General features: G+C 43.7%; 12 protein-coding genes and 2 tRNA genes. 13 read left to right on the plus strand and 1 reads right to left on the minus strand.

Going from position 1 to position 13,875, the window contains the following annotated elements; translation table 11 throughout:
* Positions 1 to 357: 357 nt before the first annotated feature.
* The 13 genes from hppD to OQJ86_RS22510 all read left to right on the plus strand — a co-directional run bounded on the left by hppD (position 358) and on the right by OQJ86_RS22510 (position 12,231).
* Positions 358 to 1,431 carry a 4-hydroxyphenylpyruvate dioxygenase gene (gene hppD / locus OQJ86_RS22450; protein ID WP_038897049.1) on the plus strand — a complete coding sequence of 358 codons (1,074 nt, stop codon included), beginning with the start codon at positions 358 to 360 and terminating at the stop codon, positions 1,429 to 1,431.
* Positions 1,424 to 2,554, plus strand: coding sequence for a homogentisate 1,2-dioxygenase (locus tag OQJ86_RS22455; protein ID WP_265991038.1), 1,131 nt, complete (start codon positions 1,424 to 1,426; stop codon positions 2,552 to 2,554). The genes hppD and OQJ86_RS22455 overlap by 8 nt, the downstream gene beginning before the upstream one ends.
* A 9-nt stretch (positions 2,555 to 2,563) precedes the next feature.
* Positions 2,564 to 3,601: a fumarylacetoacetate hydrolase family protein gene (locus tag OQJ86_RS22460; protein WP_265991040.1), complete on the plus strand. Its 1,038-nt coding sequence runs from the start codon at positions 2,564 to 2,566 to the stop codon at positions 3,599 to 3,601.
* Between the two features lie 20 nt (positions 3,602 to 3,621).
* A complete protein-coding gene (gene maiA / locus OQJ86_RS22465; RefSeq protein ID WP_265991042.1) occupies positions 3,622 to 4,290 on the plus strand; it encodes a maleylacetoacetate isomerase in 669 nt (222 codons plus the stop codon).
* 196 nt (positions 4,291 to 4,486) lie between these two features.
* Complete coding sequence (locus OQJ86_RS22470; RefSeq protein WP_039978152.1) at positions 4,487 to 5,149, plus strand: DUF2726 domain-containing protein; 663 nt, start codon at positions 4,487 to 4,489, stop codon at positions 5,147 to 5,149.
* A gap of 151 nt (positions 5,150 to 5,300) precedes the next feature.
* Positions 5,301 to 5,639 carry a hypothetical protein gene (locus tag OQJ86_RS22475; RefSeq protein WP_105069354.1) on the plus strand — a complete coding sequence of 113 codons (339 nt, stop codon included), beginning with the start codon at positions 5,301 to 5,303 and terminating at the stop codon, positions 5,637 to 5,639.
* A gap of 179 nt (positions 5,640 to 5,818) precedes the next feature.
* A tRNA-Val gene (locus OQJ86_RS22480) sits at positions 5,819 to 5,895 on the plus strand.
* Positions 5,896 to 5,941: 46 nt separating this feature from the next.
* Positions 5,942 to 6,018 (plus strand) — tRNA-Val (locus tag OQJ86_RS22485).
* A 222-nt stretch (positions 6,019 to 6,240) separates the two neighbouring features.
* Positions 6,241 to 7,062 carry a mechanosensitive ion channel family protein gene (locus OQJ86_RS22490; protein ID WP_265991046.1) on the plus strand — a complete coding sequence of 274 codons (822 nt, stop codon included), beginning with the start codon at positions 6,241 to 6,243 and terminating at the stop codon, positions 7,060 to 7,062.
* Positions 7,063 to 7,650: 588 nt separating this feature from the next.
* Positions 7,651 to 9,099 carry a lytic polysaccharide monooxygenase gene (locus OQJ86_RS22495; RefSeq protein ID WP_265991059.1) on the plus strand — a complete coding sequence of 483 codons (1,449 nt, stop codon included), beginning with the start codon at positions 7,651 to 7,653 and terminating at the stop codon, positions 9,097 to 9,099.
* 466 nt (positions 9,100 to 9,565) lie between these two features.
* Entirely contained in the window at positions 9,566 to 10,789 is a 1,224-nt protein-coding gene (locus OQJ86_RS22500; RefSeq protein WP_265991048.1) for a glycosyltransferase family 4 protein, read from the plus strand.
* A 16-nt stretch (positions 10,790 to 10,805) separates the two neighbouring features.
* Positions 10,806 to 11,693: a phytanoyl-CoA dioxygenase family protein gene (locus OQJ86_RS22505; RefSeq protein ID WP_265991050.1), complete on the plus strand. Its 888-nt coding sequence runs from the start codon at positions 10,806 to 10,808 to the stop codon at positions 11,691 to 11,693.
* Between the two features lie 106 nt (positions 11,694 to 11,799).
* Positions 11,800 to 12,231 (plus strand): GNAT family N-acetyltransferase, encoded by a 432-nt coding sequence (locus OQJ86_RS22510; protein WP_265991052.1) that lies wholly within the window; start codon positions 11,800 to 11,802, stop codon positions 12,229 to 12,231.
* A 147-nt stretch (positions 12,232 to 12,378) separates the two neighbouring features.
* Here OQJ86_RS22510 and OQJ86_RS22515 read toward each other — a convergent pair whose 3' ends face one another.
* Positions 12,379 to 13,002: an HD-GYP domain-containing protein gene (locus tag OQJ86_RS22515; protein WP_265991054.1), complete on the minus strand. Its 624-nt coding sequence runs from the start codon at positions 13,000 to 13,002 to the stop codon at positions 12,379 to 12,381.
* Between the last annotated feature and the right edge of the window lie 873 nt (positions 13,003 to 13,875).

The raw sequence follows: 13,875 nt of genomic DNA on the forward strand, positions 1-13,875 counted from the left end.
ATCGGCACTCATTCCATATATTATCAGAATAATTGTCCGTATATTGACACTGTTTGAATGAGAATTGCGCGTTACTGCCCACAAAAGTCATTGCGGTAACAATCTGTTTACATCTTGATTGGGCGTGTAAATTTAAAAACGATATGCTAATGCGTTGATATTATGTGTTTTCCTTATTTTTCACGTAAACGATTGCGGGTGAATAATGTTGTGTAACATATTTTTTACATTACGTTGCAAAAAGTGCATGAAGCTAGATTTCCTCGTATGTGTTCCAATTTTTCTCCTCCTGCGCCAAGTTAGAAATATCGAACAAGAACGTATGTTCAAACACAACAATGACATAAGGAGAAAGTCATGGTGGACACCTACAACCCATTAGGCACGGATGGATTCGAATTTGTGGAATACACAGCGGCGGATAGCGAAGGTATTGAACAACTGAAAGCGCTGTTTGTTTCGTTGGGTTTTGCAGAAATCGCAAAGCACCGTTCTAAAGAGGCTTGGCTGTACCGACAAGGTGACATCAGCTTTATCGTTAATGCTCAGCCGCACAGTCAGGCAGAAGGCTTCGCTAAAGTTCATGGACCTTCCGTTTGTGGCATGGCTTTTCGTGTGCAAGACGCGAACGTCGCACTAAAGCAGGCTCTGGATAACGGCGGTGAAGAGTACAAAACGGAAATCGGTCCGATGGAGCTAAGCATCCCCGCAATTTACGGCATTGGTGAAAGCCTTCTGTACTTCGTGGATCGTTACGGCAAACAGAGCATTTACGATGTCGACTTCCGCTTCTACGATGATGCAGAGGAACGTCTAGCGAAAGCAGACGTTGGCATGTACGAAATCGACCATCTGACTCATAACGTGAAGCAAGGCAACATGGACGTGTGGTCTGGATTTTACGAGCGCATTGGTAACTTCCGTGAGATTCGCTACTTCGACATTGAAGGTAAGCTGACAGGGCTTGTTAGCCGCGCAATGACCGCACCGTGTGGCAAGATCCGCATTCCAATCAATGAGTCTTCTGACGACAAATCCCAGATTGAAGAGTTCATCCGTGAATACAACGGTGAGGGTATTCAGCATATTGCGATGACAACCGATGACATCTACCAAACCGTTCAAACACTGCGTGATCGTGGCATGGACTTTATGCCAACACCAGATACGTACTACGAGAAAGTGGACGAGCGCGTAAAAGGACACGGGGAAGACGTCAGCAAACTGCGCGATCTACAAGTTCTTATTGATGGCGCGCCAACCAAAGACGGCATCTTGCTACAAATCTTCACCCAGACCGTAATTGGCCCTGTGTTCTTCGAAATCATCCAGCGTAAAGGCAACGAAGGCTTTGGTGAAGGTAACTTCAAAGCCTTGTTTGAATCGATTGAAGAAGACCAAATCCGCCGAGGAGTACTAAGCGATGCATAAATGGATCACATTCCCTCATCGGGAGGGAGTGTGCTCCAAGCAAGCACATGCTGATTTCCCGGAAGAGGCAATTTACGAACGTGAAGCAGGTCGAAGTGGATTCTTCGGTCCTGCGGCACACTTTCATCATCAACACGCACCGACAGGTTGGTCTGAGTGGGAAGGCGATTTACGCCCGCGCGCGTTCGATTTCAGCCTAGTCGAAACGGCGAGTCAGATTTCGCCTTGGGCAGTGCCGCATCTTCTACACAACGCCAACTGTAAGATCCGTGTATGGCGTATGGATGAGAAGATGGACTTCTTGGTGCGTAACGCCGATGGCGATGAGTTGCTGTTCATCCATCACGGCACGGCAGATCTTTATTGCGACTATGGTCATCTCAAAGTGAGCGAAGGCGATTACGTGATGATCCCACGCTCAACCAGTTGGCGATTAGAACCAAGTGAGCCAATGTTTGTTCTGATGATTGAAAACACCGATGCCGCTTATTCTTTGCCAGAAAAAGGCATGGTGGGTAATCATGCTGTATTTGACCCAGCGGTTCTGCAAACGCCGTCAATTAATGACGAATTCCGTGCGCAATACTCAGAAGAGCAAACCCAAGTTCATGTGAAGCGCCATGACAAAGTCAGTGTGATTACTTACCCATTCAACCCGCTTGATGCGATTGGTTGGCACGGTGACTTGGCAGTGGTGAAAGTGAACTGGCGTGATATTCGACCTTTGATGTCGCATCGTTATCACTTACCGCCTTCTGCCCACACTACATTTGTTGGTGCTGGATTCGTAGTATGTACGTTTGTACCTCGACCAATCGAAAGCGACCCTGGCGCACTGAAGGTGCCGTTCTATCATAACAATGACGATTATGACGAAGTCTTGTTCTACCACGCAGGGGATTTCTTTAGCCGTGACAACATTGAAGCAGGAATGGTGACTTTCCATCCGGCAGGCTTTACTCATGGCCCTCATCCGAAAGCGTTCAAAGCGGGTCAGGAGTATAAGAAGAAGTTCACCGATGAAGTGGCAGTGATGATTGATACGCGCCACGCGTTAGAGTTTTCTGACGAGCTCGATAAGGTTGAAAACAAAGAATACGTCTATAGCTGGCAAGAGAAGTAAGGGGCAAGGATGAAATTAGCAACCAAGAAAAATGGCACTCGCGATGGTCTGTTGATGGTCGTGAGCAAAGACCTGACACAATGTGTTCCGGCAACCGAAATTTTCCACGCGATGCATCTCGCACCGACCATGCAAGTGGCATTGGATAACTGGGATAAAGTCGCTCCGCAACTGGAAGAGCTTTATAACGCGCTAAACAATGGTTCGGTTTCAGGAAGTGAAGCGTTTGAATCCCACTACCTAGCATCACCATTGCCTCGCGCCTATCAATGGGCGGATGGCAGTGCTTATGTCAATCACGTCGAATTAGTTCGTAAAGCGCGTGGTGCGGAAATGCCAGAAAGCTTCTGGACCGACCCTTTGATGTATCAAGGTGGCTCTGACGCATTTATTGGTCCTTGCGACAACATCGAATTTGCCAGCGACGAGTGGGGCATTGACTTCGAAGGTGAAGTTGCCGTGATCACTGGTGACGTGCCGATGGGAGCAAGCATTGCAGAAGCACAAGAAGCAATTCGTCTTATCATGCTAGTTAACGATGTGTCGTTGCGTGGTTTGATTCCGGCAGAACTGGCGAAAGGTTTTGGCTTCTTCCAATCAAAACCGTCATCGGCGTTTTCTCCTGTTGCAGTAACGCCAGATGAGCTGGGTGAAGCATGGTATGAGAACAAAGTTCATTTGCCTTTGGTTTCTACATACAACAATGCCCCATTTGGTTGTCCGAATGCTGGAGTAGATATGACGTTTGATTTCGCTGATTTGATTGTCCATGCCAGCAAAACACGTCCACTTTCTGCGGGCGCAATCATTGGCTCGGGCACAGTATCGAACAAGCAGGGCACGGAGCACGGTACCTCTATCGAGGAGGGTGGTGTAGGCTACTCATGTATCGCAGAAGTGCGCATGATTGAAACCATTCGTGATGGTAAACCGTCGACAAGCTTTATGTCGTTTGGTGACTCAATCAAGCTAGAGATGTTTGACGCAGATGGCAACTCGATCTTTGGCGCGATTGATCAGCAAGTCAGCCAATACCTAAGACACTGAGAGTGAGGGGCAAGGGAAGTATGAGCGATAACATCACCCTCTATGGCTATTGGCGGTCTTCTGCGGCTTATCGAGTTCGCATTTGTTTAAACTTAAAAGCCTTGAGTTACGAGTCCAAATCGGTTCATTTGGTACGTAATGGCGGCGAGCAGCATAGCGCGGAATACCATGAGTTAAACGCCTCTGAGCTTGTGCCAGTGCTGGTGGATGGTGATATTCAACTCAACCAATCTCTTGCCATCATTCAGTATCTTGATGAGCAGTATCCACAAGTTCGAGTGATTCCAGAACCATCGCCACTTCGTTACCAGGCTTTGGCTATGGCTCAGGATATCGCGATGGAGATCCACCCACTCAATAACTTGCGCGTGTTGCAGTACCTAGAAGGGCAGCTGTCGTGTGATCAAGAGACGAAAGTCGAATGGATTCATCATTGGGTAAATCAAGGCTTTGTGGCATTAGAAGAGAAGCTAAATCAGCATCGACAACAACATGGAAACTGTATCTACAGTGTGACTGACTCTCCCTCTGTTGTTGATATTTGCTTAGTGCCTCAAGTGTACAATGCGTTACGTTTTGGAGTGGATATGACTCCTTATCCGGTAATTAACTCGGTTGTAGAAGCATGTAATCAACTGCCCGCGTTTATTGATGCCATGCCAGAGAACCAACCCGACGCAAACAGCTAGCACTTTCTATACATCTTAATGATTAACAAACGGGCTCTTGATGGAGCCCGCTTTTGTTCTTGTTTGATTAACGTAAATCGTGCTCAAAAGCTTTGCGGCTGTTATTATCACCCCGCAAAATTTATCGGTTTTGTTGCTCTGGCTAAAATTTCCATTTAGGCTTTGAGCAACTAGTTGTTTTGGGCGCACTTTATCTATGACCAACATCTTTATCATTGTTGTTCTACTTGTTGTTTTCTTCTTTATCATTCAAAAGTACGTGATCAAAAACGATGACACGCGAGACTTCCCATACCGTTCGAAAGGTCCTTTATTAAAAGGGCAGGAAGGCGCGTTTTTTAATGCGTTAAGAGCAGCGGTTGGTGATCATGCTGTGGTGTTTGCCAAAGTAAACATGGCAACGTTGATCGCACCAAAAGAGGTTAAGAACAAAAAACAGTTCTTTATTGCCAGTAACCGAATTTCACGCAGCTACTTTGATTACGTTATCTGCGACCCTAGAACGCTTGAACCTCGTGTAATTATTGAGCTTGATAATGGTCAGCAATTGCATAAAGGCAAAGTCGAGCGCCAAAAACTGCTGATGCACGTGTGTAAATCGGCGAACCTTCCTTTGATTGGCGCATCGGTGAAACACAGTTATCAAGTGGGGCGTTTACGTCGTTTATTGGCGGCACACATTGATTTGATTGAACCGGATAAAGAAGTCCGCTTTTGTAAAAAGTGTGGCAGTCCGATGATCATCAGAACAGCAAGCCAAGGTGAGTTTAAAGGTCGACGCTTCTTTACCTGTAGCCGCCAGCCAAACTGTACCTACACAGAAAACTACAACGTGGTGTTTGATACCGAAGACGAATAAACATTTCGTTCCCAGATAATGAGATAGAGAAAGGCTTCAACTGGATTGGTTGAAGCTTTTTTCTTTCTTGGTAGTCACAAGTTCCGAGCTTCGCTGCAGTTACCCCGATAGCTCCTATACTTTGATAAAGAAAGAAGAATAGGGACGTACGATGCGATTTGGATGGAGCCTATCTGCATTGCTAGTGGCATTGAGTGTGCAAGCTCAGCAGCCTTTAAAACCACTAGAATGCCAACTTACTGAAACACCACAAGACCACTTTTTGTTCTATCGAGAGCAGATGGTGTACCACAGTGAACAATTTGCGATTTTTCAAAACTTCAAGGGAAGGGTGAGTACGCAGGTGGACCTAAAAACTGGCAAACTGATTCGTACCACGTTTATTGGTGAACCTTTCGAGCCTAAATACCAAATTTTGTTTGGCGATTGCCCAAACGTATCGCAAGTTTTGCAAATTTGGATGCTCAGCGAAGTGCCCTACGATAATTAGCCGAAAATATAAAAGTTAAGTAGATCACACTTTTAGCTCGTACCTGCCAATGCTTTGTCGATAAAATCGTCTAAAAGCGGGTGTTGAGTTTAGATTTTCGCCAAACGAATCAAAGTTAGTGAATTTATGCTTGCACCCCTCATAGGATATAGCTAATATCCGTTTCGTTCTTAAGGAATGGGTCCGTAGCTCAGTTGGTTAGAGTACTACCTTGACATGGTAGGGGTCACCAGTTCGAATCTGGTCGGACCCACCATTCCTTAAAGTCATGCTAAAACCAAAGTATGCTGAATATTAAATTTGGGTCCGTAGCTCAGTTGGTTAGAGTACTACCTTGACATGGTAGGGGTCACCAGTTCGAATCTGGTTGGACCCACCAAATTTAGTCCTTCATGGACAAACGCAAAGCCCGCTATTATAGCGGGCTTTGTTGTATCTGGGGTTTTGATACCGAGTCGATATTTCCTTCCTACAAACGCTAAATATCGGTTAGTACGAACAAAAAATGTGATTGTCTTTTTTAATCTTGCTTGGAGTCAGTTGAACTCAACGCACCGTACACCCACAGTACTCCTCTTTTTAATATTAGAGAGGTATACAAATGTGGGAAAACATTTCTCTAGAAGCATTGTATGAAAAATGTTTGGAGATGCTGCTGACCTTTGGGCCAAAGTTCATATTAGCTTTGATAGTGTTGTTTGTTGGCTGGTGGATTGTAGGCAAAGTCAGCCGAGCGATAGAAGTCACGTTAGAAAAAATGAAAATCGAGCATGGTTTGAGAGGCTTTCTCTCGTCTCTTGCCTCCGTCATTTTAAAAATCCTTTTGATCATTTCTGCTGCATCCATGATTGGTGTCGAAACCACGTCCTTTATTGCAATGCTAGGTGCAGCTGGCCTTGCTGTAGGTATGGCTCTGCAAGGCAGCTTGTCTAATTTCGCCGGTGGCGTGCTGATTCTGTTTTTCAAGCCATTTAAAGTCGGCGATGTGATTGAAGCGCAAGGGCACATGGGCAAAGTGGTTGATATTCAAATCTTTGTGACTGTCTTGCTAACTTATGACAACCAAAAAATCATCATCCCTAACGGATCATTGTCTAACGGAACGGTGAAGAATTTATTTTGTGAAGAGAAGCGTCGTATCGATATTGAGTTTGGTATTAGCTACGGTGACGATATCCATAAAGCCCGCCGTGTTCTCATGCAAGTGATGGAGAACTATGAGCTGATCATCGATGAACCCGAGCCTACTGTACATGTGAGCCAACACGGCGATAGCCATGTCGGAATGTTAGTGTGGGCGTGGGTTGATTCTGAAAATTATTGGCCAGCGTATTTTGGTCTTTATGAGCGAGTGAAAGATGCCTTTGATTCCGAAGACATCACGATTCCATTCCCTCAAAGAGATGTTCACATTCAACGATAAAACGAAAGGAGCGACAGCTCCTTTTTTCTTTTCTAGACACAAAGATTATTTGCAAGATAAGAGCAAAGTGTTGTTGTCTTTCTATGTTCGTTTTATTAGCAAGAGTAAATATAATAACAATGAAATATGAGGTTCTTTATATTTTGTTTATTTATATTAGTTCTTATTTGATTATATTTTTCAATCATAATGATAAATAATTTGATTGGAACGTAAGTCACAAGAAATAACTATATATAGCTCTGATTGATTGGTGTTCTGTTCTGGTATATTTACTCTACATTTCTATTGGTTTATGGATGTAAAATGAACTTATGGATATGTTTTTTAAGAAAATTGTTTGTTTGTGTTGGTTTTGTCATATATATCTGAATTATTTAAAATTGTGATGTTAATTCCTATCAATAACCATGACGCTTTTATTGATTAAACTTACGTATATTATTTTTCACTGTTTTCTGATTAAAACTATAAACACGCAATAGGTAACAGTGGTTATAAAATATCCACTGAAGCTATTTTGTACAATAAACGGTAGAGAGTGAAAAAGTGAAAGCAAATAATAACATTCTTAAAATCGCGGTGGGTATGGCGATGCTATCCGGGCTACCTACAGCAGCTAATGCTCACGGCTGGTCTGAGTTCCCGAGTGCTCGTCAAAACACGTGTTACGAACAAGGTGGAGTTTGGTCTGGTACGCCACCAAATGCAGCATGTGCTCAAGCGAAAGACATCTCTGGTTCTTATCCTTTTGTTCAGCGTAATGAATTCGCTAAGAACATTACGGATTACAACAATATGGCAGCAGTGAAAGCGGCGATTCCTGATGGCACATTGTGTTATGCAAATGACCCTCAGAAAAAGGGAATGGGTGCGCCACATACGGCTTGGACTCGTACTGAACTAAACACAGGAACATTTGAATTTGTGTTTAATGCGACGGCTCCTCACAACCCTTCATTCTGGGAGTTTTATCTAACCAAACCTGGTGCGGATCTAAGTAAAGCACTGGCATGGGGCGATCTAGACTTGATTCAGACGGTAGGTAATGTTCCCGTAAATGGCGGCAAATACCGCATGGACGTTACGATTCCGTCAGATCGTTCTGGTGACGCGATTCTATTTGTTCGTTGGCAGCGTGATGATGCCGCTGGTGAAGGCTTCTACAACTGTTCTGATATCACTATTGCAGGTGGTGATACTCTTCCTCCTGAAGCTGATCTTGTTCGCGGTGACCTGTACATTCCTCAAGGTTTTGTAAATCCTGAAATCGGTGACACAGTTAAATATGACGTCATCAACAAGAATGGCGATGTGGCACGTAGTTTTGATATTAAGGTTGAAGCTTCGAACGTAAATGATTGGGCACGTCTACTTGCTTCAGAAATCAACGGTTGGCACGCAGAGTTCAAAGACGGCGCAGTCTTCATCGGTGATTGGCATGAAGAAATGTCACATTACATGTACTTCCAGAACGATCCATCACGTAACTTCTTTAACTCAAAAGATAGCCGCGCATCTGGCATGATTTCAGTTATTGATGGTGATGATGGTGGTGTAGAGCCACTGACTGGCGATATTTATGAACTTGTGAAGAGCGATAAAGTCGTCAATGCTGGTGACAGCGTAATTATTGCCACAAGTGAAGCCGCGAACCTAACACAAACTCAAGGTTCATCGGTGAGCATTCAGAACAACGGTACTTCGTCTATAGTGGTAAACACTAGCGCAATCACGCAGAACGAAACACTGTCATTTGTTGCTAACGCGGTAAACAGCGCACGTGCTGAGACGTTCACTTTCGAGGTTATTGCAGGTGATGACGAAATTACGCCACCAAAACCTGAGCCAGACCCAGATCCTAAACCAGATCCAGATGAGAATGGCACTTGGGATGCGGCTAAAACATACTTAGGTGGTGAAGTGGTTTCTTACGCTGACCAAAACTGGAAAGCACAATGGTGGATTCAAGGTGGTGACAACCCTGAAGCGACTTACCAGAAAGACCAATGGGGTGTTTGGCGTCCAACTAACTAATCTCGATTCTCATAATGAGAGATATCAGTTTACGCGTTTATTAAATTGATAAATAAGAAAGCCACCATGGTTGATGTATGGTGGCTTTTTTGACGATGAGTAATTGAAACTCGACGTCGAATGCAATAAGCAATTCTAAAAAGCTCGAGAGTTCAGATGCTTATTCCTAATCATTCTGGTGGGTTAATATGCGTCTGAGCGTTAACACCTCCTATAGTCTTGACCTCATCTTAAAATGACAATAATACGAAATTTTACTTGAGCCCCATGGATGTGAGGGCTCTTTTTTCGTTTGTCGCCTTTGCATCTCCCCTTGGCTTTGTTATTGCATAGTGAACAATAACCGGGGGGCAGCGCATCTCTCGTTATCAAATTGAAAATAGGTACTCGGTTGGCTTTCTAACTTACGACCAATGAGCATTATGGGGCGACCTCTTTGCTCACGGAGATAGTGAAGGAGAAAGCAGTGAAAGATTCCAATGATTTAGTATTCAAACCAACAGTGTTTTGTTGGGCGTTAATCTCACCCCAAAAACAAGGTTCTTTTGAAGACTACCTATGGTCAATGGGAAAAGAAGCCCAAAAGCGTGGATGGACTTACATTGTCTGCGTTATTGAACCCATATCACCGACTCTGAAGACATGGCTGCTTGAGTCAGGCTGTGAGCTTATTTGCTTAGATTATGACAAAATCACTAATTCAGGCTTCATTGTACGTTTATTGAAAGAGCGTAAAGTCGATATTCTTCACACCCACTTTATTGGTCCAACAGATCCGAGCTTGTTGTTGTGTAAATTGAGGTGGGGCGGAAAAATTGTTTTTACGGATCACAGCTCCAATCCTCTTGGTATGCCCAGTAAAGATTATTTGGTCTTAAACCAACTCCGTTCTATGCGGCAAAGTATTCTGAGTCTCGCGATTGACGCATATCTGCCTGTCTCTGATTTTGTTGCATCACGCATTGCTCGAAACTTGCCAAATGCTCACCACAAAATACATCGCCTCTATAACGGTATTGACCTCGCGCGGTTTCAATCGGCGATATCTAAAGAGAAAGCAAGGCAGATTAAGTCCGCGCAACTTGGCGTATTCGACGACATCATGATAGTGGCCTTCATTGGTCAGTTGACACAAGAGAAGGGCATCGACCATTTTCTCAATGTTGCCAAACGTTGTGTTGATGGTGGTATCGAATGCCAGTTCTTGATCATTGGCGATGGCGCATACCGTAAAGAAGTGGAAACCCTTTGTGCTCATCAGGATTACCAGAGAGACATTCAATATTTAGGTTTACGCTCTGATGTTCCGGATATCTTGAGTGTCACGGATGTGTTTGTTATGCCATCTCTTTGGGGAGAGGCGTTTGGTCTTACTGCGATTGAAGCGTCCGCATGCGGTGTTCCTGTTGTTGCTTCTAATATAGGTGGTCTGCCAGAGGTCATACTGCATCATCACAGTGGGATCTTAATTGAAGCTGGGGATGAGACTGGTTTATATGACGCTATCTGGCGATTAATCGAAGATACGGACGCTAGAGTAGAGTTTGGCCAAAAGGGCCGACGTCATGCAGAACAGAACTTTGGCTTGGACAATATGGTGTCTAAGACTTTTTCGCATTATCAACGTTTGCTTAATTCGAATGAAAGTTTGTGGGAGAGCATGAAGAAAATGCTCGAATTGAGAGGTTAGGAGAGAGGGAGCTCTAATGCTAAACGTAGAAGATATTCTCAAACAATTACGTGAAAACGGTATTGTTGTGCTTGATGGTTATGTTCCGCTACCTAAGCTCGAGCAAATGCAGCGATGCTTTGATCAACACCTTACCCATCCACAGTTTAATACTTGGACGGGATACCAACAAAATGAACGATGGCGATTACTCATTGAAAACTTACTTACACTGTCGCCTGCTTTTTTGTACCCAATCCAACATGATGATTTGATGCATATATGCCGTGACTACATTGGCGACCGATTTCAAGTGACTGAGGTTAGGGGGTGGAAAACCATTCGTACCACTCGTAATTTTCATGGATGGCATAACGACGCTTGGTATGACGTTGACCGATGCCAAGAGCCGCCACCCCAGATAAAGTTGGGTGTGTATCTTACCGATGTAGACAGTGGTGAGTTTGCTTACGTAGAGCAAAGCCATCGACAAAAACTGGCTCCGGGTCATTGGAACAAAGCGCAAGTCGATGAAATGAACTTGCCAATAAGACACGTGACCGGCAAAGCAGGCACCGCCTTTTTATTTGATACGAGTGGGGTTCATCGACAAAACTATCCGGTGCTGACATCTCGTAATGTGGTGTTTTACAATTTTCACGATCCTGCTTTCCCTATTCAGAGTTTGGATAAGGAGTATGATCGGTACGCGCCGCTTTTGCTCAACGCTGCTTTTTTGAAAGGTTTGACCAAAGAACATGAACGAATCTTAGGGTTCGGCGATGAGCGATATTTTGAAGATGGCTTTATACCGAAACAACGTTATCCAGCTCTGCATAGTTTGGTTAAAGCTGGGTTATTTACCCGTCTTCTTGGACAAGATTGCCAACAATTATTTAATCGAGTGGCGGCAAAGATCTTTTGAGGACGTTATTCTTAATCGTCTAGCGTAGGCAGAATACAGTGATCTTGTTAAAATGCCGATTCGCGGCTGCACATTGAACTTCAGTCCACTCAAAGAGAGAACACCTATGACGGTAGAAAATGTGCTTCCTGAACACTATGCAGAGCTGCTAGTAGTTTGGGAAAACTCAGTCCGAGCGACGCATGACTTCATCACAGAAGAAGATATTGAGTTTTTAAAACCCATCATTATTGAGCAAGCATTTCCTGCAGTCACCTTAAAGTGTATGAAAGACACGACAGGTGCAATACAAGGTTTTGTTGGTGTTCATGATGAAAAAATCGAGACGCTGTTTCTTCTAAATCAAGCAAGAGGAAAGGGCATAGGTAAGATGTTGCTGCAACACGCGATCAAATATCTCGGCGCAGTAAAAGTGGATGTGAATGAGCAAAACCCACAAGCTGTCGGTTTTTACCAACGTATGGGCTTCAAAATCGAATCTCGCTCACCACTCGATGATATGGGTAAACCATTTCCAATTTTACACATGACGTTGTAACGCTCGGTATGTCGTACATCCGCCTCAACCAGGTTTTGTTAGAAGAAACGCCCAAAGCTAATAACTTTGGGCGTTTCCGTTTATGAACGTTGGATATGGGCAGTAACTCAAAAAAGACATTGGAAAAGAAGATATTATTGATGCTCTTCACGACAGGTTGCTTTTACCGTGAGAATGAATGTAAGTAACAAACCGCTCGACTAGATTCGGATTAAACTGGCCTTTATCTTTTTCGGCTAAAAGGGTGTTGACTGCTTTCGATTGAGGCATACCTTTTCGATAAGCTCTGTCTGAAACCATTGCGTCCCATGTGTCGACAATCGCGAGCACTTGCGCGATAAATGGAATCTCGTCGCCCTTAAGACGAAATGGATAACCATTTCCATCCCAACGTTCATGATGAAGACCACCAACCATTGTCGCTGTTTCTAGAGCTTTAATACCTCTTGCAATCTGGTAGGTGTACTTTACATGCTCGCTCATCACTTGACGTTCAATTGGTTCAAGCTTGCCATGTTTATGGAGGATCGTCGTTGGTGTTTTTAGCTTGCCTAAGTCATGTACTAGAGCAGCATCAAAAATCAGCTCTAACTGCGCATCTGTAAAACTCAGAAATTCACCAAAATCATAAGCGATTAAGCATACATTGAGCGTGTGTGTATAGGTTTCCGGAGAGTGCTCAGCCATTTCTTGCAGCAACTCAAGTGCTGTAAATGAATGTGCATGGTTCAATGCCATTGCATACACATGATTGAATTTGACGTTTTGCATACCTACACCTTAAGTCGTTCGTTTGGGCCGGCAAGTATGGTGAAGGTCAGTGTTTGTGTTAAATGAATGGTCGCGAATCGAGATTAATAAGGGTTAAATGGCCATTTTAGAAGTTTTTATAATGAAGTAGTTGTTTGGAATCAATGGGATAGTATCGTATAAAATTAATAACGAAAATCTATGGGAGAATGGGTTTTAGATTGTGGTTGCATAAGTGAAAATGGTTAACAGCCATGCTTCTTCAATCCGCGATTAATGGCATTATTCACAACCATTTATTGGTAACTGATTCCGCTCGTGTGGATGATAGCCGCTCGAACAATCAGTATTAATCATTACACCATGACCCGAACACTATTTCACATTACATTGTGGCGTACGACGATAGCTGAATTCTCAAAGGAGATTGGATACTCTCAACATCACCAAGGGTTGGTCAACAACCGAATCATCATTCAACTGACCCCCGAAAGAACGCGGCTGGTCGCAACCGTTCATTTAGATGCCCACTCTCTAAACTATGAAATTAACAGCATTCAAGATTGCTTCGATTTTTGCCAACTACTTAAGGCAATAGAAAGTGTCAAAAGCTTCTAACCAGCCTTGAGCTCTGGATTTCATCAATTAAAAACAACTGACTCTCAAATTAATCATTTTAATATCATAGTCTTAATCGTTAATAACTAATCACTGTCATTTAGTGGTTACTTTGAAGCGTAGCAGCCAAAATAGTTGAATCTTCAACAACCGAGTGACATCAATGAAACTGTTCAACATGTATCTGTTGAAAAGGAATTCATCTCTATCTGTACTAACAAGCGTCTCCCTCGCAACACTTCTTACTGCGTGTAATGGTGGTGGTGAGGGCGGCTC

It is taken from the genome of Vibrio sp. Sgm 5 (genome assembly GCF_026241575.1).
GTDB classification, from domain to species: Bacteria; Pseudomonadota; Gammaproteobacteria; order Enterobacterales; family Vibrionaceae; genus Vibrio; species Vibrio jasicida.

Excerpts from the sequence above, each read along its gene's own strand:
- hppD (WP_038897049.1), top strand. The coding sequence starts at position 358 with ATGGTGGACACCTACAACCCATTAGGCACGGATGGATTCGAATTTGTG.
- OQJ86_RS22455 (WP_265991038.1), top strand. The coding sequence starts at position 1,424 with ATGCATAAATGGATCACATTCCCTCATCGGGAGGGAGTGTGCTCCAAG.
- OQJ86_RS22460 (WP_265991040.1), top strand. The coding sequence starts at position 2,564 with ATGAAATTAGCAACCAAGAAAAATGGCACTCGCGATGGTCTGTTGATG.
- maiA (WP_265991042.1), top strand. The coding sequence starts at position 3,622 with ATGAGCGATAACATCACCCTCTATGGCTATTGGCGGTCTTCTGCGGCT.
- OQJ86_RS22470 (WP_039978152.1), top strand. The coding sequence starts at position 4,487 with ATGACCAACATCTTTATCATTGTTGTTCTACTTGTTGTTTTCTTCTTT.
- OQJ86_RS22475 (WP_105069354.1), top strand. The coding sequence starts at position 5,301 with ATGCGATTTGGATGGAGCCTATCTGCATTGCTAGTGGCATTGAGTGTG.
- OQJ86_RS22490 (WP_265991046.1), top strand. The coding sequence starts at position 6,241 with ATGTGGGAAAACATTTCTCTAGAAGCATTGTATGAAAAATGTTTGGAG.
- OQJ86_RS22495 (WP_265991059.1), top strand. The coding sequence starts at position 7,651 with ATGGCGATGCTATCCGGGCTACCTACAGCAGCTAATGCTCACGGCTGG.
- OQJ86_RS22505 (WP_265991050.1), top strand. The coding sequence starts at position 10,806 with ATGCTAAACGTAGAAGATATTCTCAAACAATTACGTGAAAACGGTATT.
- OQJ86_RS22510 (WP_265991052.1), top strand. The coding sequence starts at position 11,800 with ATGACGGTAGAAAATGTGCTTCCTGAACACTATGCAGAGCTGCTAGTA.
- OQJ86_RS22515 (WP_265991054.1), bottom strand. The coding sequence starts at position 13,002 with ATGCAAAACGTCAAATTCAATCATGTGTATGCAATGGCATTGAACCAT.